Source organism: Oceanicaulis sp. MMSF_3324, assembly GCF_030733545.1.
In the GTDB taxonomy this organism is placed as follows: Bacteria; Pseudomonadota; Alphaproteobacteria; order Caulobacterales; family Maricaulaceae; genus Oceanicaulis.
This window is the reverse complement of record NZ_JASHIU010000001.1, coordinates 172,911-198,540: the sequence shown is the minus strand read 5'-3', so window position 1 is coordinate 198,540 and position 25,630 is coordinate 172,911. Positions and strand designations below refer to the sequence as shown.

Below are 25,630 nucleotides of genomic sequence, written 5' to 3'. Positions count from 1 at the left end.
AGTTTTTGAGGGCCGTGCAAGCGCACGGCCTGCGGCGATTAAGCGCCCCAATAACCCACAAGTTTGCGGACCTCGGCCAGCACGGGCCGGGCGGCGGCGCGGGCGCGCTCGGCGCCGTCTTTCAAAATGGCGTCGATCTCGGTCTTGTCATTGAGAAGGCGGGCATATTCCTCGCTCACAGGGGCGATGTATTCCACCGCGGCCTCGGCGAGTTTGGGCTTGAACGCGCCAAAGCCTTCGCCGCCGAACTCGCCCAGCACGTCCGCCACGGACTGGCCGGTGAGCGCGGCGTAAAGGCCCACAAGGTTCTTCGCCTCGGGACGATCATTCAGGCCGTCTGCGGTTTCGGGCAGGGGCTCGGGATCGGTCTTGGCCTTCTTGATCTTGCGCGCGATCGTGTCCGCATCGTCATGCAGGTTGATGCGGGCATTGTCGCTGGGATCGGACTTGGACATCTTCTTGCTGCCGTCCTTGAGCGACATGATCCGCGCGCCGGTCGGCAGGATCACAGGCTCGGGCTGGGGCAGGATGATTTCATCCCCGCCAAAGTCGCGGTTGAAGCGGGCGGCGATGTCGCGGGCCAGCTCCAGATGCTGTTTCTGGTCATCGCCCACCGGCACATGGGTGGCCTTGTACACAAGGATGTCCGCCGCCATCAGCACCGGATAGGTGAACAGGCCCACGCTGGCGCGTTCGGCGTCCTTGCCTGACCCGGCCTTGTCCTTGAACTGGGTCATGCGCTCCATCCAGCCCATGCGGGCGACGCACTGGAGCACCCAGTTCAGCTCGGCGTGCTCGGGCACGGCGGACTGGGCGAAGATGGCGCTGCGCTTGGGGTCCACGCCCGCTGCGATATAGGCCGCCGCCACGCCGCGCACCCGGTCCGGCAGGACGGACGGATCGTACTCGATCGTCATGGCGTGCATGTCCACGGCGCAGAAGAAGCATTCCTTGCCGCTGTCCTGCATGGGCACCCAGTTCTTCAGCGCGCCCAGATAATTGCCCAGGTGCAGGCCGCCCGTGGGCTGCATGCCGGACAGAATGCGTTCGGGGCCGGAATAGGCAGGCGTCGCGTCAGTCATGGGATTTTCCGCTAGAGAACCAAGGTCGAGGAAGGCTGTGTCTTAAAGCGCGCAAGCCCGGGCCTCAAGCGTCTGTGCCGTCCGGGCGCTGTTGTGTCACTGCGGCGCCGGAATCCCGCTTGAGCGCGCCGAGCAATTCCTGCGGTTTCAGGCCGCCCAGCAACAGGGTGGAGACCACGAACACGCCCAACCCGGACACGACGAGGCCGGCCATCCACACGAGCGCGGTCAGGGCGGCGCCGAGCTGTGCCGTCAGCACGCTCGTAGCGGGCGCTTCGCCGTAATGCACGATCAGCCAGAGCGCCGCCATCATGACCAGACAGGCGATGAGAATGCGCGACAGGCGGTGCTTGAGCCGCGGATCGGGTGTGAATTGCCCACGGCGCACCAAAGTCCCGCCCAGAAGCAGGGCGTTGAGCCAGCCTGCCAGCGAGGTGCCCAGCGCCAGGCCTGCATAGCCCATGGGGCCAAAGAACAGCACCACGCCGACGACGAGATTCACCAGCATGGAGGCGGCGGCGAATTTCATGGGCGTCAGCGTGTCTTCGCGCGCAAAGAAGCCCGGCGCGAACACCTTGATCAACACAAAGGCCGGCAATCCGGCTGCGTAAAGGGCCAGCGCCAGGGCCGTACGGTCGGTATCGGAGCCGTCAAACGCGCCGCGCTGGAACAGACCCGCGACAACAGCGTCCGGGATCACCAGCAAGGCCGCCGCGGCTGGCAGGGTCAGCGCCATGGAAATCTCGATCGCCCGGTTCTGTCCGCCCATGGCGCCGGCATCATCACCGGCGCGCAAGCGCTTGGAGAGCGCGGGCAGGAGCGCGACGCCCATGGCGATCCCGATGACTCCCAGAGGCAGCTGGTACAGACGCTCGGCATAATAGATCCAGGAGCGCGCGCCTTCCTGCAAGGTGGCTATGGAGCCGGACACCAGCTGGTTCACGTGAGTGACGCCAGCCGCTGCAGCACCGGGCACGCCCAGTACGATCAGGCGCTTGACCCCTGCCGTCAGGCGCGGGGCCCGGAAGGTCAGCCGGATGCCGGCGCGACGCGCCGTCATATAGAGCCAGCTGGTCTGGAGCACGCCTGATACCGTGACCCCGATGGATAGCCAGAGCGCCAGATCGCGACGTTCGCCCGGGGCGATGAGCAGCACGGTGATCAGCACCACATTGAGCAGGATTGGCGCCGCGGCGGCCGTCGCGAAGCGGCCATGGGAGTTCAGTGCGCCGGAAATCATCGCCGCCATCGACATGCACAGCAGATAGGGCATGGTGATCTGGGTCATCAGCACGGCATAGGCGAACAGGTCCGGATCGCTGATGAAGCCCGGCCCCAGCGGATACATCAGCCAGGGCATGATGATCTGGGCGATCACGACCAGGGCCAGAACCGACACCGTCAGAACCGACAGCACTTCGCTGGCGAACCGGTTCGCCGCTTCAGAGCCCTCCCCTTCCAGCCGCCGCGCATACAGCGGGATGAAGGCGGAATTGAAGGCGCCTTCGGCGAAGATCCGCCGGAACAGGTTGGGAAACTGGAGTGCGGTGAAAAAGGCGTCGGTCAACGGTCCGGCGCCCAGCCGGGCGGCCAGCAGGATGTCGCGAGTGACGCCGAAAAACCGGCTTAACAGGGTGAACCCGCCAACCACGGCAGAGGAGCGCAGGAGCCGCATCGTCTAACGCCCGGCGCTGGCGGGCGTGGCGACCAGGCCCTGTTTGGCGCGGTGCATCGCGACCGCTTCTTCCGCATCGGCGAGAACATTCATCAATTGCACCTTGATCCCCGCCAGCCGGGCGTCGCCCGAGGGTTTGCTGCCAGACTCGGTCACATAGAAGGTGTCGACGGCGCGTTCTCCATAGCCGTCAATGCGCGCCGCCTCCAGCGACAATCCAATGTCGGACAGCGTTTTCGCCAGCGCATGCAGAAGGCCTGGCCGATCCCGCCCGGTGGCTTCGATGACCAGGGATTCATCAGAGGCTTCCAGATCCAGATTGACCGACGGGGTGACGGTGAAGGCGGCTTCCCGGCGACGCAGCGGTTTGAGCATGGGGCGCGCGTCTTCATCAGAGAGCCCGTGCTCGGCGGCGTCCTGAACACTGTCGCGCAGGCGATCCTGTATGAAGCTGTCGGACCAGCCAAACGGCTTGCCGCCCTGTTCCTGCACATAGAAGACGTCAAAGGCGCGCCCGTCGGAGGTTGTCGTCACCTGGGCGCCCACAACGTTTGCGCCCTCGCGTGACAGCGCCCCGGCAATGTCAGCGAACAGGCCGTGCCGGTCGGGGGTGAGCACCATGACCTCGGTGGCCGAGCGGCGCTTGTCGGTCCTGACGCCCACGCTGGTGGGCTGGCCGCGTTCAAAAGCGGCGCGGGCGAAGGCGGCGTGGCGGAAGCGGTCATCCTCGCCAAAGGCCAGCCAATAGGATTCGTCCAGAACCTCGGTCCAGATTCGGGTGAAGTCGGGATCAATTCGCGACAACGCCTCATGGAAATGATTGCGGGCCAAAGCGGCACGTTCGGCCAAGCGCGCACGGGCGGCGGCCTCGTCACGGCGGTCCCCGCCTTTCAGGACGGCGGCAGTCGCCTGATAGAGATCGCGCAGCAGCTGGGCCTTCCAGCCATTCCAGACACCCGGCCCCACGGCGCGGATATCCACCACGGTCAGCACGGTCAGCAGATTGAGCCGGTCCATCGTGCCGACCTTCTCGGCGAAATCGAGCACGGTGCGTGGATCGGACAGGTCCCGGCGCTGGGCCACATCGCTCATTTCAAGGTGGTTCTCGATCAGCCAGGCGACGAGATCGGTTTCGTGATCATCCAGTCCCAGACGCGGACAGACCTGTCGGGCGTTCTCCCCGCCCTCAATGCACTGGTCGCCCTTGCCCTTGCCGGTGTCGTGCAACAGCACGGCGAGATGCAGCGCCCGGCGATGCAGGATTTCCGGCGCCAGCTTGCTCGCCAGCGGATGGTCGGCGTTCAGCTTGCCCTGTTCAAGCAGGCGTAACAGGCCCAGCGCGTTCAGCGTGTGCTCGTCCACGGTGAAGCGGTGATACATGTTGAACTGGGTGCGCGCGACAATGTCGCCGAACTCGGGGATATAGGCGCCCAGAAGACCCGCTTCGGTCATGGCGCGCAGGATGATGCGCGGATCATCGGCGTCCATGAGGACCGCAAAGAAACTGCGCGCCGCCCGTGGATCGGTGCGGAACCGGTCATCGATCTGACGCAAGCCGCGTCCAATGGCGGCCACGGCGTCAGGATGCAGGTCGAGATGGCGCGCTGCAGCCTTTTCAAACAGGCGCAGCATCATCACCGGATCGGTTTCCGGCGCGTGCGGATCGGCGAAATCGACCCGTCCGGCATGCAGGGTGAAGCCGCGTTCGGCCAGCTCGCTTTCATCTGCGACGCCATCAGCGGGCAGGAACCGGCCGCCGGGCGGGTCCTTGAGCTCTTCCGCCTCGAGCTTGGCGCAGACAAGGCGCGTCAACGCGCCCACATCAATGGCCTTGAGGAAATAGCTGCGCATGAAAGCTTCCACGCCCAGCTGGTCGTCGGTGTCCTCGAACCCCATGCGCCGGGCGATTTCGGGCTGAAGGTCAAAGGTCAGCCGATCATCCTTGCGACCCGCCAGCGCATGCAGGTGAAAGCGCACGGTCCAGAAGAAATCCGCGGCGCTGAGATAGCGTTTCACGTCATCGATGGAGAACAGGCCCGCCACGACCCAGCGCTCCAGCGCATCGTCGCCATAAAGGATCTGGGCGAGCCAGCGCAGGGTTTGAAGATCGCGCAGCGCGCCCTTGCCGTCCTTGATATTGGGCTCGACCGCATAGCGGCTATCGCCCTGTTTATCCACGCGCTCATCGCGCTCGGCCAGCTTGGCGGCGGCGAACTCGGCGTCGCTCTTGATCCGGATCTCTTCATCAAACCGAGTATGCATCTGGCGCACCAGGCGGATATCCCCGGAAATGGACCGCAGGTCCAGCAAGGCGGTGCGCTCGGACAGGTCATCCTTGGCCAGGGCGATGGCGTCATCCAGCGTGCGCACGGCGCCGCCGCCGATCTGCAGGCCGGCGTCCCAGATCGCGTACTGGGTCTGCTCGATCACGGCGCGGGCATAATCGGGCGGGGCGTCGGCGGTCAGGAAGACCAGATCGATATCCGATTGCGGCGCCAGTTCGCCGGCGCCATAGCCGCCCAGCGCACACAGGGCGATGCCCTCAATGGCGTCTTCGGTGTAGTCCGAAATGATAGAATCAAACAGGGCGCGCAGCGCGGCGTTCATCACCCCGGACCAGGTGCGCGCCGCCTCCAGACCGCCTTCGGGCCCGTTCAGACGCGTATCGGCCAGCGCCCGGCCCTTGTCGAGATAGCGCTTGAGCCGGGTCATGGCGAGCTGGCGATTGGCGGGCTTGTCCCAGCCGTCGCGGGTGGCGGCGGACAGCTCGGCGCGCAGGCGCAGGCCATCAAGGCTCGCAGGGAGTGTGGTGGGTCGCATGATTTGATTTTATGCGAGTGCGAAGGGCGCGTCAGCCTTAGTTTTGGCTCAAGGCCTTAAGCGCATACAGCACGTCCAGCGCTTCACGCGGCGTGAGGCTGTCAGGATCGATGCCGTTCAGCCGTTCCTCCACGGCGCTGGGTTCGTTTTCAGGCTCGACGCTCAGGGCAGAGAACAGCGGCAGATCCGCCAGGGCCGCCGCCGGCGCATCATCGCTTTCGAGCCGATCGAGAATCTCCTGGGCGCGCTTGACCGCCGCCTTGGGCAGGCCGGCGCGCTTGGCGACTTCCACGCCATAAGAGCGGTCAGCGGGGCCTTTCTGCACCTCGTGCAGGAAGATCAGCTCGCCTTTCCATTCTTTGGCCTTGAGCGAGCAATTGCCCGCCGCGTCCAGTTCTTCGGCGAGGCGGGTCAGCTCGTGATAATGGGTGGCGAAGAGCGCGCGGCTGCGGTTGACCTCATGCAGATGCTCGACCGCCGACCAGGCGATGGACAGGCCGTCAAAGGTCGCGGTGCCGCGCCCGATTTCATCCAGGATCACCAGCGCGCGAGGGCCCGCCTGATTGAGGATGGCGGCGGTCTCGATCATTTCCGCCATGAAGGTGGAGCGCCCGCGCGACAGGTCATCGGCGGCGCCGACGCGGGAGAACAAGCGGTCCACAAGGCCGATGCGCGCGGATTTGGCGGGCACGTAGAGCCCGGCCTGGGCGAGGATCGCCATCAGCGCGTTCTGCCGCAGGAAGGTGGATTTACCCGCCATGTTCGGCCCGGTGACCAGCATCAGGCGTGGATGCTCGCCGCCTGCACCATCGAGGTGGCAGCCATTGGGGGTGAAGCGGCCTTCGCCGGAGCGTTCGAGCGCCTGTTCGACGACCGGGTGGCGCCCGCCTTCGATGTCAAAGGCGAGGCTGTCTTCCACCTGCGGCCGTTCTGCGCCGGTTTCTTCGGCCCAATGCGCCGTGGCGGCGGCCACATCGAGGCTCGCCAGCGCTTCCGATGCGCGCCGGATGGGCGCGTCCAGCGCCTCGATGCGAGTGCGGAACGCGTCGAAGATTTCTAGCTCCAGCGCCAGCGCCCGTTCGCCCGCCTGGGCGATCTTGGCTTCCAGCTCGCCCAGTTCCGGGGTGGAGAAGCGCACCGCGTTCGCCATGGTCTGACGATGGATGAAGGCGTCATTGCCCATCAGGGCGTCGGCGTTCCTGGCGCTGACCTCGATGAAATAGCCCAGCACATTGTTGTGCTTGACCTTGAGCGCGCTGACGCCGGATTGCTCGGCGTATGTCGCCTGCAGGCCCGCCACGATACGGCGGGATTCATCACGCAGCTTGCGCGCTTCATCCAGCGCCGGGGCCCAGCCCGGGGCGACAAAGCCGCCATCGCGCGCCAGCAGCGGCGGTTCCGCGACCAGCGCCTGCTGGGTTTCCTGCACGAGGCTCGCGAGTTCAGGATTTTGCGCCAGCGAGAGCGCATCCAGCGCCCGGCCGATCAGGGCTGGCGGCGCGTTGAGCGGGTCTTTCGCAAAGCCCGCGATCAGCTTTTCGCCTTCCTTGAGCGCGCGCGACAGCTGCGCCAGATCGCGCGGGCCACCCCGGCCCAGAAGGAGTCGCGACAGGCAACGCGCCGGATCGCCCGCCGCTTTCAGGCGCTCGCGGGTCTGTTCGCGCAAGCTGCGGTTCTCCAAAAAGGACTGGGCGGCATCGAGCCGGTCATGAATCTCGGGCAGGCTCATGGACGGACGCGCTAGCCGGTCCGCCAGCAAGCGGGCGCCGGGCGCGGTGAGCGTGCGGTCGATCGCATCGATCAGCGAGCCCTTGCGCGAGCCTTGCAGCGTGCGATCAATCTCGAGACTCATCCGGGCGGCGGGGTCGATGACCATGGCCGCGCCAGACGGCAGGCTTTGCGGCGGACGCAGGCGCGCCGGAGCGCCGGCCTGGGACAGTTCGAGATAATCGAGCAGAGAGCCCAGCGCGGACAATTCGGCCTTGGAAAAGGCGCCGAAGCCATCAAGGCTTTGCACGTCAAAGCGCTGCTTCAGGCGACGCTCGCCCGCGCCGGAATCAAACTTGGCCTTGGCGCGCGGGGTGATGACGGCATGGGGCGCCAGCTCGGCGGCCAGTTTGGCGTCGTCATCCGAACACAGGATCTCGGACGGGTTGAGGGCGGCCAGCTCCGCTTCCAGCTCGTTTGCATCCACGCTCATGGCGGCGAACTCACCATCGGACACATCCGCCCAGGCCAGCGCCGCCTCGCCGGTGGCCAGCTTCGCCATGGCGGCGATGCGGTTGGCGGCGCGGGCGTCCAGAAGATCATCCTCGGTCAGGGTGCCGGGGGTGACGATGCGGGTGATGCCGCGCCGGACAACGGATTTGGACCCGCGTTTCTTGGCCTCGGCCGGATCCTCGAGCTGTTCGCCCACGGCGACCTTGAAGCCTGCCTTGATCAGGCGCGACAGATAGATCTGGGCGTTGTGCACCGGCACGCCGCACATGGAGACCGGCTCGCCTTGGTGTTCGCCGCGCTTGGTCAACGCGATATCGAGCGCTTCGGCGGCGCGCACGGCGTCGTCAAAGAACAGCTCGTAGAAATCCCCCATGCGGTAAAACAGCAGGGCGTCCAGCGGCGCTTCGGCGCGCAGTTCGAGAAACTGCACCATCATGGGCGTGCCGCCTTCTGAGGTCGGGAAGGCGCGAGCGTTCAGCGCGGCGGGATCAGCGTGTCGAGTCATGCGCGCAAGTTAACCGCGCCAACGTCCGCCGCAAGTGTGACAGCGCGTGATTTGCTGTCTGCGACGAAGCGGCTAGTGTGCTGATTTGAACCTGTCCACATCCCTTGTTTTCCGAGCCCGCCATGACTGACCGCCGTTCTCGCGTCGATGACGAAGAAGCCCTGAACTTCCACCGCTATCCCAAGCCCGGAAAACTGGCGATGACCGCCACCAAGCCCATGGCGACCCAGCGCGACCTGTCGCTGGCCTACAGCCCGGGCGTGGCCGCGCCGGTGAAGGCGATCGCGGACGATCCCGACCTCGCCTACGATTACACCTCCAAGGGCAACATGGTCGCGGTGATCTCGAACGGCACCGCCATTCTGGGCCTTGGGGATCTGGGCGCCATTGCCTCCAAGCCGGTGATGGAAGGCAAGTCGGTCCTGTTCAAGCGCTTCGCCGATGTGGACTCCATCGATATCGAGGTGGATGAGAGCGATCCCGAAGCCTTCATCGAATGCGTGCGCCGGTTCGGCGCCAGCTTTGGCGGCATCAATCTTGAGGACATCAAGGGTCCCGATTGCTTCATCATCGAGGAAAAGCTGCGCGAATATCTCGATATTCCCGTCTTCCACGATGACCAGCACGGCACCGCGATCATTTCCGCCGCCGGGATCATCAATGCCTGCGAGCTGTCGGGCAAGGACATCGCCGATCTTAAGGTGGTGGTGAATGGCGCCGGCGCGGCCGGCATCGCCGTGCTCGAACTGATCAAGGCCATGGGCGTCAAGCACGACAACGCCATTCTGTGCGACTCCAAGGGCGTCATCTACAAGGGCCGTGAAAACGGCATGAACCAGTGGAAGTCCGCCCATGCCGCCGATACCGAGGCGCGCACGCTGGAAGAGGCGATGAATGGCGCAGACTGCTTTATCGGCCTGTCGGTAAAGGGCGCGGTGACCAAGGAGATGGTTCGCTCCATGGCGGCCGACCCGATCATCTTCGCCATGGCGAACCCGGATCCGGAGATTACGCCCGAAGAAGTGCGCGAAGCGCGTTCTGACGCCATCATGGCCACAGGCCGGTCTGATTATCCCAACCAGGTCAATAATGTGCTGGGCTTTCCGTACATCTTCCGCGGGGCGCTGGATGTGCGCGCGCGCACCATCAATGAAGAGATGAAGATCGCCGCCGCGCAGGCGCTGGCCGAGCTGGCGCGCGAGGATGTGCCCGATGAAGTCGCCGCCGCCTATCACGGCGCGCGTCCGACGTTTGGCAAGGACTACATCATCCCCGCCCCGTTCGACCCGCGCCTGATCAGCCATGTGCCGCCCTATGTGGCCCAGGCCGCGATCGATTCCGGCGTGGCGCGCAAGCCCATCTCCGATATGGAGCACTACAAGGCCGCGCTGGCGCGTCGTCTCGACCCGACTGCCGCGATCCTGCAATCCATCCACGACGAAGTGCGCGCGGGCGAGCAAAAGACCATCGTCTTCGCCGAAGGGGAGGAGCCGTCGGTCATCCGCGCCGCCTACGCCTTCCAGAACCAGGGTCTGGGCGAGGCGATCCTCATTGGACGCGAAGAGACCGTGCACGCCAATATGCGCTTGCTGGGCGTTCAATCCGACGCCATCCGCATCGTCAACGCCCGCCTGTCGGACAAGAATGCGGATTATGCCGACTTCCTGTTCAAGCGCCTGCAGCGCCGCGGCTATCTGCGTCGGGACGTGCAGCGTCTTGTGAACAATGACCGGAACGTCTTCGCCGCCTGCATGGTGGCGCTGGGTGATGCGCACGGCATGGTGACGGGCGTGACCCGCAACTACGCCCAGGCGCTGGGCGATGTGAAGCTGGTGCTCGACACCGCCGAGAACGAGCGCGTGATGGGGATGAGCCTGGTGTTGTCGCGCGGCCGCACCCTCTTCATCGCCGACACCAATGTCACCGAATTCCCCAGCCCCGAAGCGCTGGCGGATATTGCGGTGGAGACCGCCGCGGCGGCCAAGCGCTTCGGCGTCACCCCCCGTGTGGCTTTCCTGTCCTATTCGACCTTCGGCAATCCGGCGGGCGACCGGGCGGACGCCATCCAGAAGGCGGTCAGCTATCTTGATGAACGGGGCGTGGACTTTGAATACGAGGGCGAGATGAACGCTGATGTGGCGCTCGACCCCGATCATCGCCGCCTCTACCCGTTCTCGCGCCTGTCCGGCCCTGCGAATGTACTGGTCATGCCGGCCATTCACTCCGCCTCCATCGCCACCAAGCTGATGCGCGCCGCGGGCGGCGCCACCGTGCTGGGTCCGATGCTGGTGGGGCTTGAGAAGCCGGTGCAGATCGCGCGTCTGGGCGCGAGTGTGAACGACATTCTGACGCTCGCTGCGCTGGCGGCGCACGACCTGTCCGAGGAACGGGCGGTGAAGGCGGCGGAGTAATTACTCCGCCTGGCCCTCTGCGTTTTCATCAGAGCTGTTTTGTGTGGTCCGGCGTTCGGCGAACTTGAACTGACCCTTCGCCGCCGCCGGCCCCAATCCCAGAACCAGCCCCAGCAAGAGTGCGGCCGGGATGGTCCAGCCTGCGGTCAGGATGAAAAACCACACCCAGCCCACCTGGTCGGCGAGCACGCCGGAAAAGCCGGCCATGAATTTGGGCACCAGGGCATAGAACGAGCTCAGGAGCGCGTATTGGGTCGCCGCATTGTCAGGGTCCACAAGGCTCGACAGATAGGCGATGAACACGGTGGTCACAAAACCGCCCGCGAGGTTGTCGCCCACCACCGCAATGGTCAGCTTGCCCAGATCATCCGGGCCTGCTGTGGCCGCGAGCCAGGCATAGGCGCCATTGGTGATCAGCGTGATGACGAGCCCGATCACAAGCGCGCGCATCAGGCCGAACCGCATGCTGGCGATCCCGCCCAGAAACAGACCGGTCATGGTGGAGACGAGCCCGGGCCCGCCCTGGATGCCGCCGACGGCGTCCCGTGCAAACCCCAGATCGGAATAGAGCGGAGCGGCCATCACCCCCATGGTGAAGTCGCTGATCCGGTAGAGGGTCACCAGCAGCAGGACCGGCAGGAGCCACCAGCCGAGCCGTCCCAGGAATTGCTTGAACGGGTCCACGACGGCCTTGACGATTTTCTGGGGCAGCGTGCCGGTCAGGGCGTGCTTGTACGCGCCCGTGGCGGGTTCTTTCATCAAGAAGACGAGGCCGGCGGAGATCGCCATGGCCGCCGCCATGGCGAGGAAGGACCAGTTCCAGTTCGCCCATTCGGAAATGGCGAGCCCCAGTCCGGACGTCATATAGGCGACGCGATAGCCCAGCGAGTATCCCGCGGCCATGTTCGCCTGCATGTCATTGGGCGCGCTTTCGATGCGCCAGGCGTCAATGGCGACGTCGAGGGTGGCGCTGGAATAGCCCAGAAGAAAAGCCGCGATCGCCACCGGCGCCAGGCCCTGGGTCGGGTCGGTCTGGGAAATGATCACAAGCGCGATCACCGTGCCGGAAATGGCGGTGACGATCCAGGAGCGACGCGGGCCCAGAAGCTTGGCGAGGAAAGGGATCTGCACCCGGTCGATAATGGGCGCCCAGAGGAATTTCAGGGTGTAGGACAGCGTCACCCAGTAAAAGAAACCGATGGTGGAGCGCTCGATCCCGGCGTCCCGCAGCCAGTAGGACAGTTTCTGGAAAACCATGTAGAGCGGCAGGCCGGACGCAAAGCCCAGCACAATCATGGAAAGCATGACCGGGGTGAAATACACCCGGACCGTTTGCCGCCAGCTGCGCCGGGGCTGGGTAATGTCCTGCGACATGAAGATCCCTCGTCAGATCACCCGAAACTGGCCCGGTTTTGCGGGGCGCACAAGCCGGTGAGGGTTTCAATCAGCGCCTGGGGCTGCAAGGGCTTGGTCAGAAACGCGTCCATGCCCGCAGTCAGACAGGCGGCGCGGTCGTCTTCTGTGGCGTTGGCCGTCAGCGCGACCAGCGGCAGAGCGGCGACCGGGCTTTTCAGGCTGCGAATGGCGACCGCCGCTTCCAGGCCGCTCATTTCCGGCATGCGCATGTCCAGGAGAGCCGCGTCAAACAGGCCGCCGGACGCCGCTTCCAGCGCCGCGCGGCCGGTGTCGACCACCTCGACCCCGGCGCCCAGCTTGGTCAGGACCGTGCGCGCGATCATGGCGTTGACCGGGTCATCTTCGGCCACAAGCACGGTCAGGCCTTCCAGAGCCCGGCCATGATGGACCGGTTTAGGCGATATCTCGTCGATCACTTCGAGGCCCTGGGCATAGGCGGCCAGGGATTTGAGCCGCACCGGCGCGACCAGCCAGCCATCAATGCCGGGCGGGCCATCCTTGTGAGTGAAGCGATCCTTGGTGCGCGGTTCGGCCAGCACCAGAATGCGCAATTGCGGTGCGTCCGACTTGATCGCCGGCGCCTGATCCGCCCAGTCGGCGTCAAGGATCAGCGTGGTCGGGCCGACCGCTTCTCTGACGAGATCCGGGATCGCATAAGTGGAGCGGGTCTCTAGGGTTTGCCCGCCCAGCGCCTGGACTTTCAGCGTCAGGGCCTCGCGCCGGATTTCTGAATCCGACGCGACAATTATGGTGCAGCCCGCCAGCGGCCTGTCTGCAGGGGGCGGGGACAGCGCGGGCGCCGGGAAACGTGTCCAGAAGATTGCGCCCGCGCCCGGCTCGGAACTGACGCCGACCTCGCCCTCCATGGCTTCGGCGAGCCGCTTGACCATGGCGAGCCCCAGACCCGCGCCGGGGGTGGCGTTGTGTTCGGCGGCGCCGCGTTCGAAATGCTTGAACAAGGTAGGCTGATCCGTCTTGGAAATGCCGGGACCTGTGTCCTTGAACGCCAGGCTCAGCTCGCCGTCATGATAGCTGGCCTGCACGAGCACGCCGCCGGTTTCGGTGAATTTCACGGCGTTTCCGCCCAGATTGAAGAGGATCTGGCGCAAGCGCGCGGGGTCAGCGCGTATTTCCGCGGGCACATCAGCGGAGATGGCGTGCGCCAGCGCCAGCCCCTTCTCGGCGGCGCGCGTAGCCAGAATTTCGCAGGCATCCTCGATCAGGCCGCGCAGATCCACAGGCTCGGCCCGCAGGGTGAGCCGCCCGGCCTCCAGACGCGACAGGTCGAGAATATCGTCAATCAGATTGAGGGCATGCTGGGCGCTCGACCGGACCGCTTCGAGATAGGCCGCCTGGTCAGAGTGCAGGCCGCTGTCCTTTAAAAGCGCGGCCGCCCCCAAGGCGCCCGAGAGCGGCGTGCGCAATTCATGGGTGACCGAGGCGAAGAAGACCGATTTGCCCTTGGCCGCCTCGCTGGCCTCCGCCCGCTCGCGTCGTTCCTCGCTGACATCGCGTCCCACGGCAATGGTGCCGCCGTCCTCGAGCGTGGTTTCCGACCATTCGATCCAGGCCGCGCCCTCCCGCGTACGCATGGCGGCGTCATAGCGACGGGGCTGGCCAGACGCGCTGGGCGCTGGAGCGACGGCGAACCAGCGCCCGATCCAGTCCTGTCGTGATCCGCCGAACGCATTGAGAAACGCGGCGTTGACTTCCGTGACCCGGCCTGAGGAATCGCGCGCCAGCACCAGCTCCGCCATCGCATCCAGAAGGGTGCGTTGGGCGAAGGGGCTTGGTTCAGAATCGGGATCCCAGTCGCGCTCCATAAACCCTGTCTACGCGCGGCGTGTTAACGAAGCGTCGAAAGGGCGTGTCCGGTCTTCAGCTGGGGCGGCGTGGAGACGGCCTGTCCCGGGCTGGTGGCGCGTCGGGCGCTCAAGGCCTCGGCCACATGGATGCGGCGCACCTGCTCGGATTGATCAAGATCGGCGAGGGTGCGCGCCACGCGCAGGATGCGGTGATATCCGCGAGCGGTCAGGCCGAGGGTTTCACACGCGCGAAGAAGCAGGGCGCGCCCGGGCTCATCCGGGCTGGCATGAGCGTCAAAGGCGTCCCCGGTCAGATGCGCATTGAGCGCGCCGCGCTCATGCTGGATGGCGCGAGCATTGGCGATCCGGGCGGCCGCTTCCGCCGTGCCTTCGGAGGCCGGCGGCAGGGCGAGATCGGCGGGCGTGACGGGGGGAATGTCGATCTGAAGGTCGATCCGGTCCAGGAGCGGGCCCGAGACCCGCGCCTGGTAGCTCTGGGCGCATTTGGGACCCCGCGCGCAGGCCTGACCGTTTTCGCCCGCCCAACCGCAACGGCAGGGATTCATCGCCGCGATCATCTGGAAGCGGGCCGGAAAGGTGATGCGGGCATTGGCGCGGGCCACGGCGATCTCGCCGGTCTCCAGCGGCTGGCGCAGGCTGTCGAGCACCTGGGGATGAAATTCGGGCAGTTCGTCCAGAAACAGGACGCCATGATGGGCCAGCGAGGCTTCGCCGGGGCGGATGCGCGTGCCGCCGCCGACCATCGCCGCCATGGAGGCGGAATGATGGGGCGCCCGGAAAGGGCGGCTGCGCGACAGGCGGCCGCGATCCAGAAGCCCCGCCACGGATTGCACCATGGAGACTTCCAGTAGTTCCTGGGACGTCAGAGGGGGGAGAAGGCCGGGCGCACGCGCGGCGAGCATGGACTTACCGGCGCCGGGCGGGCCCACCATCAGCAGGTTATGTCCGCCGGCGGCCGCCACTTCGAGCGCGCGCTTGGCGGTCTCCTGTCCCCGAACATCCCGCAGGTCCTTGTGCGGTCCGTCTTCGATCAGGTCGCCGGGCGCCGGGCGCGACAGGACCTGATTGCCCTTGAAATGGTTCACAAGCTGGATCAGGGAGGCGGGCGCCAGAATGGGCAGCTCTCCCCCGGCCCAGGCCGCCTCAGGACCGCTGCTTTCCGGACAGATGAAGCCCAGATCGCGTTCCTGGGCCAACATGGCGGCGGGCAGGGCGCCGGGCGAGGGCGCAAGCGCCCCATCCAGGCCCAGCTCGCCCATCACCAGATGCTCGGCCAGCATGTCGGTGGGCAGCACGCCCATGGCGGCCATCAGCCCCAGCGCGATCGGCAGATCGTAATGCGCGCCTTCCTTGGGGCGATCAGCGGGCGCCAGGTTGACGATCAACCGCTTGGACGGCAAGGACAGGCCGACGGCGGCGAAGGCGGCGCGGACCCGTTCGCGGCTTTCCGCGACGGCCTTGTCCGCCAGGCCGACAATCATGAAGTTTGGCAGGCCGCCTGCGATTTGCACCTGAACGTCGACCAGACGTGCCTGGGCTCCGTCAAATGCGGCTGAGAATGTGCGTATACCCAAGGCGCCCTCATTCAATGAATGCAATCAGCCGAAAAACACGGTTAACGCGAGTTATCCACAAAGGCCGGAACAGACCCGTTCAAAACAAGAACATTAATAGAATATGTGACGCGCTCAGGTCAACCCACAGGGGAAACTCTGTCGGAATTGCAATCAATGAGAAGCCAAAGAGCTTTGTTTTTTAAGACTTTGGGTGAGGGCTAGGGCGTGGGCTCGGGGTTCAGCTCACAGACCTGCGCCTGTTGCGCGCCGCGCGCGGGCAGCGCCACGGTTTCATCCGGCGACCGGGTCAGAACCACCACGCGCTCCACGCCTTCTACAAGCGAAGCGTGTGCGGCGGCGCGTTCGCTTTCGGCGCTGCTACGGGCGTAACCGAGCAGGTAAACGACGCCGGAATGGGTTTCGATATTGAAGTTGAGGCTGCGTATGGCGCTGTCAGAGGCGAGCCGGGAGCGCACCTGCTGGGTGATCCAGCCATCCCGGGTGGCGCTGGTGAAGCCGCGGCGACCACCGACCTCGATCTGGTTTGACACAGAGCGGACGCTCTGAACCGACCAGGCCAGACATTCAGCATAGACCCGATCCTCGGCCCGGGGCGCGGTTCCACTGAGCAGGGCGACACCCTCGGTCACTTCCACATCCACCCCGTTCAGGGCGTAGCCTTCGGCGCGCAACATGGAGGATTTGAGGGAGACAGAGGCGTTGAAGTCATCCACCTGTCGTCCGACCGACCGGCCCGGCTGAAACGCGGCGCAGCTGGCCAGGGCGAGGCTGAGGAACGCAAGAACGGCATATCTCAACAGGGTCATGACAAGCGTCTTTCTCAGAGGATGGTGTCAGGCGGCAGCCTAGGCGTCGGGCGTGAGAGATTGGTTAACCGGGTATTACCAATGACAGGCCCGTCTCAGACAAGCCGACTCAAGGACGCATCTTCCAGAACGAATGCGCCTTGAATATGACGCGGCCAGTTTCGTCGGCTCCAGAGCATGATGTCAAAACGCGGCTGAAGGGACGCGCATTCAGGGTGATGACTGCGCCACAAGCTGGCGGCGCGTACCAGCCGATCCTGTTGGCGTTGGGGGATGGCCTGTCGCGCCTGTTCAAGGGTCTGACGATGTTTGACCTCGATGAAGGCGAGCACTGCGCCGCGCCGGGCCACCAGGTCCAGCTCGCCTGCGCCGGTCCGGACGCGCTGGTCCAGGACTCGCCAGCCGGTCAGCCGTAACCAGAGTGCACTCAGGGCTTCGGCCCGACGGCCTCTGATTTCCGCATTCTGACGGGCTTGTGTCATGGGTTCGTCCCGCGCTGTCCGCATGCTTGCCCCTGAGGCGGGCGAGGGTTAGCTTCTGCTCCGACAGGGGCGAGCCGCGCCAGCGTCCGCCGGGGGGATAGGGTGACCGTCATGGTTGAAAAGACTACATCTGCAGCGGGCATCACGCGAGTCCTGGCCGGGGCCGCTGTTTTCAGCGGCGCGCTCATCCTGAGCGCCTGCACCGCATCCACGCCATCCGCCCCGATCCAGACCGCGCCTGACCGCCCTGTCGTCGGCGCCCCGCCAGCGCCGGCAACCTTGCCGGTGGAGCTGGCCGATCGCGGCTATACGCCCGCCTTCCTGGAAGGAGAGAGCGATCTGGTGCGCGTGGCGCTCCTGCTGCCTTTCAGCGCGTCTTCTTCCGCGGCGCGCAGCGAGGCGACGCAATTGCTGCGCGCGGCCGAGCTGGCGGTGTTCGAACGTGGCGGATCCAATCTGGTGCTGCTGCCCAAGGATACCGGCGGCACGCCCGAAACCGCACGTCGCGCCGCGCAATCGGCCATTTCCGATGGCGCGGACCTGATCATCGGCCCGCTGTTCCAGCAGGCGGTTGCCGCGGCCGGGGACATCGCGCGCGAAGCGGATGTGCCCCTGCTCAGCCTGTCCTCCTCGAGTGCGATCGTAGGGGACGGCGTCTATCAGCTGAGCTTCCCGCCGGATGAGGAGGTGCGCCGCGTGACCGAATATGTCGGCGCGCAGGGCGCCACGCGCTTCGCCTTTATCGGGCCGGCCTCGGCCTATGGTCAGGTCACCCAGGGCGCTTACGCCCAGACCATCGAGGACATGCTGGGCGAATTCCCCATGTCTGAAACGGTCACCCTGATGGAGCTTCCCGAAGGCGTAGACAGGGATGAGGCCGAGGCTGAGGGCATTGAAGAGGTTGCAGTCGAGCGCACCTTTGATACCGGGCTTGTCTCCAGCCAGTTTTATGATGGCGGCGTGTCCGCCATGACCGAAGCGGCCGCACGCCTCGCCTCTTATGGCGTGGAAGAACTGGACCCGGCCGAAGCGGCGACGATGACGGGCGCGGACTGGAGCCCCTCGCCGGGCTCCGCTTTCCAGGTCGTGCTCCTGCCCGAGGGCGGCGATGAGTTGCGCATGCTGGCGCCGGTTCTGTTGTATCAGGACATTGACCCGCTCCTGGTCAAGTTCATCGGCACGGGCCAATGGCTCGACAATTCGCTGGTGCGTGAACCGGCCTTGTCCAATGGCTGGTTTGCGGGTCCCGACCCCGAAGCGCGCACCCGGTTCGAAGAGGTCTTCGAGCAGTATTACGGGTCTGAACCCTCCCGGCTCGCCGGGCTGGGCTATGACGCCGCCTCGCTGGCGGCGTTGCTGGCGGATGCCGGCTATGGTCCTGACCAGCTGGGCACGCCGGACGGTTTCATGGGCGTTGACGGCCTGTTCCGCTTCCGCCCGGACGGGACGATCGAACGTGGACTGGCGGTCTATACGGTGCGCAGCAGCGGTTTCCGCGTGCTCGACCCGGCGCCTCAACGTTTCGGCATGCCCGAGGACGACGCGGACATGACCGAGGACAAGCCGGTTAACGAACCCGCGTTCTAGGCGTCAAAGTCGGGGATCAGGGTTTCGGCCACGTGATCAGCGAAGGCGCGCCCCTTCTCGGTGAGCACCAGAGCATCGCCTGACTGGCTGAGCAAATCCTGAGACAGCATGCGCTCGAGCCCATTTCGGTCCGGCGTCAGACCCGTCAGCGCCTTGAGGCGCGCCATGTCCAGCCCGGCTTCGGTCAGGCGGATGCCCATGAGCAGGCGTTCGATGAACTCCGCTTCCGCGTCCAGCCGTTCACGGTCATGGCCGTCGCCGGCCTCGACCGTCTCTATATACTGCTCCGGACGCCGTTGGGCGGCAGCCCCTGTGCGTCCGCCCCGCGCATGGGCGCCGACCCGCGAATGCGCGCCCGGACCGATGCCGATCCAGTCCTCGCCCTCCCAGTAGAGCCGGTTGTGCACGGACTGATCCGTTGGCGTACGGGCGTGGTTGGAGATCTCATAAGAGGGCAGGCCCGCGCCGGCGCAGACGTCCTGGGTGAGCGCGTACATGTCCGCTGCAGCGTCATCGGGCGGCGGCGTCAGCGCGCCGCGTTTGAGCTTGCGGGCGAAGGCCGTGCCCGGCTCGATGGTCAGCTGATAGAGCGACATGTGCCCTGTGCCGAACCCCAGAGCGGCCTCCAGCTCGGTGCGCCAGGCCTGGGGCGTCTGTCCTTCACGCGCATAGATCAGGTCGAGCGAGACCCGGTCGAACAGGGTCTGCGCCTTGTCGAGCGCTTCCAGGCCCGTGCGGGCGTCATGGTCCCGACCCAGACGCTTCAGGCTGTCATCGTCCAGCGCCTGGACCCCCAGTGACATCCGCTCGACGCCCGCTGACGCGATGCCGGCAAAGCGCTCGTGCTCCATCGGATTGGCTTCCAGCCCGATTTCGGCGCCGGGCGCAAAGCCGAACAGCGCATCCGCCTTTTCAAGGAGAGCGGCAATGGCGTCGGGCGCCATCAGCGACGGCGTGCCCCCGCCAAAATGGACGCTGTGAATGGGTCTGGCGCCCAGACGGTCCCGCCAGTGCGCCAGATCCGTCAGCATGGCCTGCAGCAACGCCTCGGGCTGCGCATGGGCGGCCTTGTAGACGTTGAAGTCACAATACGGACAGATGCGCGCGCAATACGGCCAGTGGATATAGAGGCCGAGACGGGCAGGCGTTCGGGTCATGCGCCGAAGATATCCTCGACCAGCAGTTTGAAGGCGTGGGCGCGATGGCTCATGGCGTGTTTGATCGCCGGGTCCATCTCCGCAAAGGTCAGCGTGTGACCGTCCGGCACGAAGATCGGATCATAGCCGAACCCCTTCTCGCCCCGCGGCGGGAAGTTCAACTGGCCGCGAACCTCACCCTCATAGACCCGGGTTTCGCCATCGGGGTGCGCCAGCGCCAGGGCGCAGACAAAGCGCGCGCTGTAGTCGGTGGCGCTTTTCGCTTCGAGCTCGGTGCGGACCTTGTCCATGGCCGCGTAAAAATCGCGCGGCTCGCCGGCCCAGCGAGCCGAGTAGATGCCCGGCGCGCCGTCCAGAGCGGTCACCTCCAGCCCGGAATCATCGGCCAGAGACACCAGTCCGCAGGCCTCTGCGCTGGCGCGCGCCTTTAAAAGCGCATTGCCGGTGAAAGTTTTTTCAGTCTCTTCAGGCTCGGGCAAACCCAGGGATTCCGCCCCCTCCGCAGCCAGTCCATAGGGGGCGATCAGCTCAGCTATCTCTTTGATTTTGCCTTTGTTATGGCTCGCAATCGCCCATTTGGGCGCACTGGCGAAGAGGGTCATCTGAGGGGGTCCTTTCATCCGTACATATCGCCTTTCGAAAAATTCATATCGATTTTCGATATTTTTTTGTTGCGAAGCGATAGGACGTGGTCTACATAAATACTCGTGGCGAGGGGGAAACACCCCGCCACACCGAAGACCCCCGGCGCTAAAGGATCGGAAAGGCTTCGGAAACTGGTTGGTCAAACAAGAGACTTAGGAGAGTATGAGATGGTCAGGTCCAAAAACAATGCCGGTCACAGCGCAATCGCGATGGTGATCAATCTGGCTCTGGTCGCAGGTGTTTTCGCCGGCATGGCCGCAGCGATCACCTCGATGGTCGGTTAATGAAGGTCCGGATCGTAGGCCGGGTGAGACGAGACGCGCCGTTCCTCCCCTCGCGGATGACGTCTCGCCGCCCGGCTGAAGGTCCGACAAACAAACCCTTGGGGGACGCATGAAGACGCTTGGTCAGGGATCGCTGGCCTCACTGCTGAAGATCCTCCTCGACATCGTCTATTACCTGCTTTGGGCGGTATTGGGACTGGCCAGTCTCATTATCGTCATCATTGTGTTTGGCGGCCTTTACCGCCTTCTGGGCTTTGGCTCGGACTTGCCCGAGAGCATTCGCCAGTTCCTGGCGATGGATGTGGTTCTGGCCCTGCCGCTTGCGATCGCGGCGCTGGCCGCTGTGACGTTTGTCGTCGACCGCCTGCGGCGGATCATGGCGACCTTGATCGCGGGTGACCCCTTCGTTGAAGAGAATTCCAATCATTTGCGTGCGATCGCCATTGGCATCGCGGTCTATCAGCTGCTGCATTACGGCGCGCACGGCGTGCTGTCGCTGATGATCACGCTTCTGGGCCGCCCGATTGAAGGCGGCGCCCGCGTTGTTCCCGAATTCAGCCTGAATCTGGGCGCCTGGTTTGCTGTGCTTGCCATGCTTGTGTTGGCGGAGATTTTCCGCGAAGGCACGCGCATGCGTGAAGAACAGAAACTCACGATTTAGGGAGCGCGGAACCTTACATGCCCATTCGCGTCACCCTGGACCGCATGCTGCTCGACCGTCGGATGTCGCTGACCGAGCTGTGTGATCGTGTCGGCATCACCATGGCCAATCTGTCGATCCTGAAGACCGGCAAGGCGAAGGCCGTTCGTTTCTCGACCCTTGAAGCGCTGTGTCGCGAGCTCGACTGCCAGCCCGCCGACCTTCTGGTGTTTGAGGATGGCGATGAGGATGAAGCGGACGGCGACTAGACCGCCCGCCTGACCCCATATTACTGACCGAGCGCCTTGAGCTGGGCCGCGCACAGATCGCTGACGCCCTTGCGCGCCAGGGCGAAGATCTGGTCGAACTGGTCCTGGGTCATCGGCGCGTCTTCCGCCGTCGCTTGCACCTCGATCACCCCGCCGGTGGAGGTGAGGACGAAATTGGCGTCGGTTTCGGCCACGCGATCTTCTTCATATTCAAGATCGAGCACGCATTCGCCGTTCACGACGCCGGCGGAGACGGCGGCGATCTGGGCGATGACGGGGTCGGTCTTGAGCACCTCTTCTTCCATCAGATAGGCGATGGCGGCCTTGGTCGCGAGCCAGGCGCCGGTAATGGCGGCGGTGCGGGTGCCGCCATCGGCCTGCAGCACATCACAATCGACCACGATCTGACGCTCGCCGAGCGCCTTGAGGTCGACCGCAGCGCGCAGGGAGCGGCCGATCAGGCGCTGGATTTCCTGGGTGCGGCCGGACGGCTTGCCCGACTGGACCTCGCGCCGGGTGCGCTGGTGGGTGGCGCGGGGCAGCATGGAATACTCGCCCGTCACCCAGCCCTTGCCCTGACCGCGCAGCCAGGGCGGGACATTGTCCTCCACGCTGGCGGTGCACAGCACCTTGGTGTTCCCGAAGCTGATCAGGCACGAGCCTTCGGCATAGGGGGACCAGCCCATTTCGAAGCTGAGCGGACGCAGGGCGTCAGGTTGGCGGCCTTCAGGGCGCATGGTGTTCTCCAGGTTCTGATTTGGCTCTTGTGTTAACCGAGCCAGGCTTTCGGCGCAAAGCGCTTTGCACCCGTTTTTGCCGATTGCACTCCCAGCGGGGCGACACTAACTCTTGAGGCGCCATGACCCATTCGACGTCTTCACCCTCCAGCCTGATGGCGCTCGATGAACGTTCCCGCTCGATCTTTCGCGATCTGGTGGAGACCTATCTCGACACCGGAGAGCCGGTGGGCTCGCGCACCCTGTCGAAAACCTCGGGCTTGAACCTGTCGCCCGCCTCGATCCGCAATACGCTGGCGGACCTGACCGCGGCGGGTCTTCTGGCCTCGCCGCACGTTTCGGCGGGCCGCATGCCGACCCATGCCGGACTGCGCCTGTTCGTGGACGGGCTGTTGCAGCTGGGCGATCTCGAAGCGGATGACCGCAGCGCGATCGATACGCGCGTCTCCGCCGCCGGCAAGCGCCCCGAGGATGTGCTGACCGAAGCCTCCAACCTCTTGTCCGGCCTCGCGGGCGGGGCGGGCCTTGTGGCCAGTCCGGCCCATGATGCGCCCCTGCGCCATGTGGAGTTCGTCAATCTGTCGCCCACAGAGGTGCTGGCGGTTCTCGTCACCGAGGACGGCAATGTCGAAAATCGCCTGATGCGCCCACCGCCCGGCCTGCCGCCGGCGGCGCTGATCGAAGCGGGCAATTACCTGTCCGCGCGTTTGCGGGGGCGGACCCTGTCTGAAGCGCTGAGCGCGATCCGTGAGGAAATTTCCGCCAAGCAGGCCCAGCTCGACAGCGCCGCGTCGGCGCTGGTGGAGGCCGGGCTCGCGGACTGGGCGGGGCCCGAGCAGCGCACCTTGATCGTGCGGGGCCAGTCGCGCCTGCTCGAAAGCGTGGATGCGGCGGAGGACCTTGAGCGCATTCGCATGCTGTTTGACGATATCGAACGGCAGGAAGGCCTGTTGTCGCTGCTGGATGAAGCGCGCCAGGCCCAGGGCGTGCGCCTGTTCATCGGCTCTGAAAACCCGCTTTTCTCGCTGTCGGGCTCGTCGGTGATCGTCGCGCCCTATCGCAATAAAGAGAACCAGATCATCGGCGCTATCGGGGTGATCGGCCCCACGCGTTTGAACTATGCCCGCATCATTCCCATTGTAGACTACACCGCACAACTGGTCGGCCGCTTGCTGGCCGGCCCCCGTTAAGTCCCGACCGGGTGAGTCTCCGGGTTGACGGATAACCCTCTAGCCTTGAATGACCGCACGCATGAGCAACGAAAACCAGACCCCTGAAACCGAAGACGCTGACCTGAACGCCGAGGAGGCCCAGGCGGCCGCCGAGGCAGAAGCCGAAGCGCCCGCGAGCGAAGAGGCCGATCCGGCTGAAGAAGCATCCAAGCTTCGCGATCAGCTGCTGCGCGCTCTGGCGGAGATGGAAAACACCAAGAAGCGCGCCGAGCGCGAGGTGAAGGACACGCGCGCCTATGCTGTCAGCGGCTTCGCCCGTGACATGCTGGATGTGGCCGACAATCTGTCGCGCGCCCTGTCCTCGATCAGCGATGAAGCCAAGGCCGAAGCGGGCGAAGCGCTTCAGACCCTGCTGGAAGGCGTGGAGATGACCGAGCGTCGTCTGCTCTCGACCCTGGAGCGTCATGGCGTGATGAAGGTCGAGCCCGAGCCCGGTGAAGCGCTGGACCCGAACCTGCACCAGGCTGCTGCGCAAATTCCCGCCGATCAGCCCAAGGGCGCGATCGCGCACGTCATGCAGCCGGGATACAAGATCGGCGACCGCACCCTGCGCGCCGCCATGGTCGTGGTCAGCGCCGGCCCCGCCACCCCGCCCGAAAGCGGGGGTGAGACCGGCGGCGGCGTGGATGTCAGCGCCTAGGCAGAGCCTTAATCCGGCGCGTGCTCGGCGACACGGCCCTGGAAGTATGGATTTCCGGGCTGCAGATCGAGCGCGCGCCGCATGCTCTCAAGCGCGGCGGCGTCTTCACCAAGCGCCAGTTGCGCATCCGCCAGCGAATCCCAGACATTGGCCGAGTCCGGATAGGTGCGTGCATTCAGTTCGAACAGCATCCGCGCTTCATCCGGGCTGTCCGCCAGCCGGTCATAGCCCATCGCATTGATCACCGCTTCCGCGCCGCCAAACCCGTAGCGGGTGTCGGAATCGGACCATTCCGCTTCAAACAGGCGAACAAGCGTGCCCGCAGTCGCGTCATCTGAGGCGTAGAGCAGGCTGGCGATGTGCGGGCGCGGCGCCTCGCCTGTCAGAAGGGCGTTCATCACCATATCTGCGACATGAATGGTCAGCTCGCGATTGCCGACCTGATCGGTGCACGCCATCACGCCGACCCCGGAATTGGGCGCATAGCGCAGATTGGCCCGGGCGCCGCCGCCTCGATGGCCCAGCGTCACCTCGCCATTCACCTCGTTGATGATGAGACCCAGCCCGTATCCATCCTGAATATAGCGCGGGTCAGAGAGCCGGTCCGTCAGGGCAGTGCGGTCCATGATGCGTTCTGCGTTCAAGGCCTGGAACAGCGCCGCCATATCCGCGGCGGTGGTCAGATACCCGCCTGCCGACGCGATCATGGGGACGGTCTTGCTGCCATCTGACAGCGGGCCATAGACGGTGTCGGCCGCGCCGGCCGGTCCTGTCAGATGGTGCGCGACAAGCGCAGGCCAGGTTTGTCCCAGCCGCGCCTCAGCGATCATTTCTGCAATGGCGTAGCCGCTCTGCTGGTAGCGCGAATGCGCGCCGGGCTCAAAATCGAGCGGCTGGGTGCGCACGACCTCGTAAATGGCGGCGTTGTCGCCTTCGGGATCTTCCGCGATTGCGCCGAAAGCCTCCTGATTGACGATCATCGCAATGCCGCTGGTGTGATTGTACAGCCGCCAGAGCGGGATATCGCGCCAGTCCTCGGGGCTGTCTGGCAGCACGGATCCCAAGGGCGCATCGAGATCGATCGCGCCGTCTTCGGCCAGGTCGGCGAGGGTGAACGCGGTCAGGGCTTTGGTGGCGGAGAACAGCCCGCACTGCGTGCGCTCAGAGACGAGGCCGCTGTCATACGCGCCAAAGCCTTCGGACAGGACCACTGCGTCCCCGTCGACAATGCTGACAGCCAGGCCCGAGACATCATACGCGGCGCGCATGGCCTCGATTTCAATTCTCAAGGCGTCGGCCGTATTGGATGTGTCGCCCTGAGCCGTTGTCAGGGACATGAGCGCCAGGGTGGTCACAAGGCTGACAGGCATAGCGTTCCCCCAAAATGAACATGGGAACGCTAGAGACGCTGACCGTCCGTACAAGTGAAACTCAAGTCATGAGAGAATTGTAATCAACCCTGGCCATGCGACCCGCATGATCGATTTTTGATAAGCAACTGATTGTTGGCCGTTTTGCGTTGCCTGGTCAGGCGCGGTGACGATTCTGGACGCCGTCGATGCGCGCCCCGTCAGGCGGATACGAAAAAGGGCGGCCCGACGGGCCGCCCCTGATCTGGT

General features: G+C 65.1%; 19 protein-coding genes. 6 read left to right on the top strand and 13 right to left on the bottom strand.

Going from position 1 to position 25,630, the window contains the following annotated elements; translation table 11 throughout:
* Positions 1–38: 38 nt before the first annotated feature.
* The 4 genes from trpS to mutS form a co-directional block, all read right to left on the bottom strand.
* Positions 39–1,082, bottom strand: a complete 1,044-nt coding sequence (gene trpS / locus RBA95_RS00950) for a tryptophan--tRNA ligase (RefSeq protein ID WP_306014904.1) — start codon at positions 1,080–1,082, stop codon at positions 39–41.
* A 64-nt stretch (positions 1,083–1,146) separates the two neighbouring features.
* A complete protein-coding gene (gene murJ / locus RBA95_RS00945; RefSeq protein ID WP_306014903.1) occupies positions 1,147–2,757 on the bottom strand; it encodes a murein biosynthesis integral membrane protein MurJ in 1,611 nt (536 codons plus the stop codon).
* Positions 2,758–2,760: 3 nt separating this feature from the next.
* Positions 2,761–5,577: a [protein-PII] uridylyltransferase gene (locus RBA95_RS00940; protein WP_306014902.1), complete on the bottom strand. Its 2,817-nt coding sequence runs from the start codon at positions 5,575–5,577 to the stop codon at positions 2,761–2,763.
* Positions 5,578–5,614: 37 nt separating this feature from the next.
* Positions 5,615–8,302, bottom strand: coding sequence for a DNA mismatch repair protein MutS (gene mutS, locus RBA95_RS00935; RefSeq protein WP_306014901.1), 2,688 nt, complete (start codon positions 8,300–8,302; stop codon positions 5,615–5,617).
* A gap of 122 nt (positions 8,303–8,424) precedes the next feature.
* Between mutS and RBA95_RS00930 the strand changes: the two genes are divergently transcribed.
* Complete coding sequence (locus RBA95_RS00930) at positions 8,425–10,713, top strand: NADP-dependent malic enzyme (protein WP_306014900.1); 2,289 nt, start codon at positions 8,425–8,427, stop codon at positions 10,711–10,713.
* Here RBA95_RS00930 and RBA95_RS00925 read toward each other — a convergent pair whose 3' ends face one another.
* The 5 genes from RBA95_RS00925 to RBA95_RS14490 form a co-directional block, all read right to left on the bottom strand.
* Complete coding sequence (locus RBA95_RS00925) at positions 10,714–12,087, bottom strand: MFS transporter (RefSeq protein ID WP_306014899.1); 1,374 nt, start codon at positions 12,085–12,087, stop codon at positions 10,714–10,716.
* Between the two features lie 17 nt (positions 12,088–12,104).
* Positions 12,105–13,952 carry an ATP-binding protein gene (locus RBA95_RS00920; protein ID WP_306014898.1) on the bottom strand — a complete coding sequence of 616 codons (1,848 nt, stop codon included), beginning with the start codon at positions 13,950–13,952 and terminating at the stop codon, positions 12,105–12,107.
* 23 nt (positions 13,953–13,975) lie between these two features.
* Positions 13,976–15,529: a YifB family Mg chelatase-like AAA ATPase gene (locus RBA95_RS00915; RefSeq protein ID WP_306014897.1), complete on the bottom strand. Its 1,554-nt coding sequence runs from the start codon at positions 15,527–15,529 to the stop codon at positions 13,976–13,978.
* A gap of 200 nt (positions 15,530–15,729) precedes the next feature.
* Positions 15,730–16,338 (bottom strand): BON domain-containing protein, encoded by a 609-nt coding sequence (locus RBA95_RS00910; RefSeq protein WP_306014896.1) that lies wholly within the window; start codon positions 16,336–16,338, stop codon positions 15,730–15,732.
* A gap of 95 nt (positions 16,339–16,433) precedes the next feature.
* Positions 16,434–16,820, bottom strand: a complete 387-nt coding sequence (locus tag RBA95_RS14490; protein WP_371933564.1) for a YraN family protein — start codon at positions 16,818–16,820, stop codon at positions 16,434–16,436.
* A gap of 111 nt (positions 16,821–16,931) precedes the next feature.
* Between RBA95_RS14490 and RBA95_RS00900 the strand changes: the two genes are divergently transcribed.
* Positions 16,932–18,407, top strand: a complete 1,476-nt coding sequence (locus RBA95_RS00900; protein ID WP_306014894.1) for a penicillin-binding protein activator — start codon at positions 16,932–16,934, stop codon at positions 18,405–18,407.
* Here the strand turns inward: RBA95_RS00900 and hemW are convergent.
* The gene (gene hemW / locus RBA95_RS00895) at positions 18,404–19,564 is read right to left on the bottom strand and encodes a radical SAM family heme chaperone HemW (protein WP_306014893.1); all 1,161 of its coding nucleotides are present in this window, start codon (positions 19,562–19,564) and stop codon (positions 18,404–18,406) included. The two genes, RBA95_RS00900 and hemW, sit on opposite strands and share 4 nt — an antisense overlap.
* Positions 19,561–20,166: an RdgB/HAM1 family non-canonical purine NTP pyrophosphatase gene (gene rdgB, locus RBA95_RS00890; RefSeq protein WP_306014892.1), complete on the bottom strand. Its 606-nt coding sequence runs from the start codon at positions 20,164–20,166 to the stop codon at positions 19,561–19,563. The genes hemW and rdgB overlap by 4 nt, the downstream gene beginning before the upstream one ends.
* Before the next feature lie 436 nt (positions 20,167–20,602).
* Here rdgB and RBA95_RS00885 point away from each other — a divergent pair, with 436 nt between their 5' ends.
* Complete coding sequence (locus RBA95_RS00885; protein WP_306014891.1) at positions 20,603–21,154, top strand: DUF2975 domain-containing protein; 552 nt, start codon at positions 20,603–20,605, stop codon at positions 21,152–21,154.
* Between the two features lie 17 nt (positions 21,155–21,171).
* Positions 21,172–21,402: a helix-turn-helix transcriptional regulator gene (locus RBA95_RS00880; protein WP_306014890.1), complete on the top strand. Its 231-nt coding sequence runs from the start codon at positions 21,172–21,174 to the stop codon at positions 21,400–21,402.
* A 20-nt stretch (positions 21,403–21,422) separates the two neighbouring features.
* Here RBA95_RS00880 and rph read toward each other — a convergent pair whose 3' ends face one another.
* Positions 21,423–22,139, bottom strand: coding sequence for a ribonuclease PH (rph, locus tag RBA95_RS00875; RefSeq protein ID WP_306014889.1), 717 nt, complete (start codon positions 22,137–22,139; stop codon positions 21,423–21,425).
* 122 nt (positions 22,140–22,261) lie between these two features.
* On the opposite strand from rph, the gene hrcA reads away from it, so the two are divergent.
* A complete protein-coding gene (gene hrcA / locus RBA95_RS00870; RefSeq protein ID WP_306014888.1) occupies positions 22,262–23,329 on the top strand; it encodes a heat-inducible transcriptional repressor HrcA in 1,068 nt (355 codons plus the stop codon).
* Between the two features lie 61 nt (positions 23,330–23,390).
* Positions 23,391–24,011, top strand: a complete 621-nt coding sequence (grpE, locus tag RBA95_RS00865) for a nucleotide exchange factor GrpE (RefSeq protein WP_306014887.1) — start codon at positions 23,391–23,393, stop codon at positions 24,009–24,011.
* Positions 24,012–24,019: 8 nt separating this feature from the next.
* Here grpE and RBA95_RS00860 read toward each other — a convergent pair whose 3' ends face one another.
* Positions 24,020–25,381 (bottom strand): serine hydrolase domain-containing protein, encoded by a 1,362-nt coding sequence (locus RBA95_RS00860; protein WP_306014886.1) that lies wholly within the window; start codon positions 25,379–25,381, stop codon positions 24,020–24,022.
* Between the last annotated feature and the right edge of the window lie 249 nt (positions 25,382–25,630).

What these genes read in the sequence shown, in the direction of transcription:
- RBA95_RS00930 (WP_306014900.1), top strand. Translation starts at nt 8,425, where the DNA reads ATGACTGACCGCCGTTCTCGCGTCGATGACGAAGAAGCCCTGAACTTC.
- RBA95_RS00900 (WP_306014894.1), top strand. Translation starts at nt 16,932, where the DNA reads ATGGTTGAAAAGACTACATCTGCAGCGGGCATCACGCGAGTCCTGGCC.
- rdgB (WP_306014892.1), bottom strand. Translation starts at nt 20,166, where the DNA reads ATGACCCTCTTCGCCAGTGCGCCCAAATGGGCGATTGCGAGCCATAAC.
- mutS (WP_306014901.1), bottom strand. Translation starts at nt 8,302, where the DNA reads ATGACTCGACACGCTGATCCCGCCGCGCTGAACGCTCGCGCCTTCCCG.
- rph (WP_306014889.1), bottom strand. Translation starts at nt 22,139, where the DNA reads ATGCGCCCTGAAGGCCGCCAACCTGACGCCCTGCGTCCGCTCAGCTTC.
- RBA95_RS00860 (WP_306014886.1), bottom strand. Translation starts at nt 25,381, where the DNA reads ATGCCTGTCAGCCTTGTGACCACCCTGGCGCTCATGTCCCTGACAACG.
- RBA95_RS00920 (WP_306014898.1), bottom strand. Translation starts at nt 13,952, where the DNA reads ATGGAGCGCGACTGGGATCCCGATTCTGAACCAAGCCCCTTCGCCCAA.
- RBA95_RS00885 (WP_306014891.1), top strand. Translation starts at nt 20,603, where the DNA reads ATGAAGACGCTTGGTCAGGGATCGCTGGCCTCACTGCTGAAGATCCTC.
- RBA95_RS00925 (WP_306014899.1), bottom strand. Translation starts at nt 12,087, where the DNA reads ATGTCGCAGGACATTACCCAGCCCCGGCGCAGCTGGCGGCAAACGGTC.
- RBA95_RS00880 (WP_306014890.1), top strand. Translation starts at nt 21,172, where the DNA reads ATGCCCATTCGCGTCACCCTGGACCGCATGCTGCTCGACCGTCGGATG.
- grpE (WP_306014887.1), top strand. Translation starts at nt 23,391, where the DNA reads ATGAGCAACGAAAACCAGACCCCTGAAACCGAAGACGCTGACCTGAAC.
- RBA95_RS00910 (WP_306014896.1), bottom strand. Translation starts at nt 16,338, where the DNA reads ATGACCCTGTTGAGATATGCCGTTCTTGCGTTCCTCAGCCTCGCCCTG.
- RBA95_RS14490 (WP_371933564.1), bottom strand. Translation starts at nt 16,820, where the DNA reads ATGACACAAGCCCGTCAGAATGCGGAAATCAGAGGCCGTCGGGCCGAA.
- hrcA (WP_306014888.1), top strand. Translation starts at nt 22,262, where the DNA reads ATGACCCATTCGACGTCTTCACCCTCCAGCCTGATGGCGCTCGATGAA.
- RBA95_RS00940 (WP_306014902.1), bottom strand. Translation starts at nt 5,577, where the DNA reads ATGCGACCCACCACACTCCCTGCGAGCCTTGATGGCCTGCGCCTGCGC.
- murJ (WP_306014903.1), bottom strand. Translation starts at nt 2,757, where the DNA reads ATGCGGCTCCTGCGCTCCTCTGCCGTGGTTGGCGGGTTCACCCTGTTA.
- trpS (WP_306014904.1), bottom strand. Translation starts at nt 1,082, where the DNA reads ATGACTGACGCGACGCCTGCCTATTCCGGCCCCGAACGCATTCTGTCC.
- hemW (WP_306014893.1), bottom strand. Translation starts at nt 19,564, where the DNA reads ATGACCCGAACGCCTGCCCGTCTCGGCCTCTATATCCACTGGCCGTAT.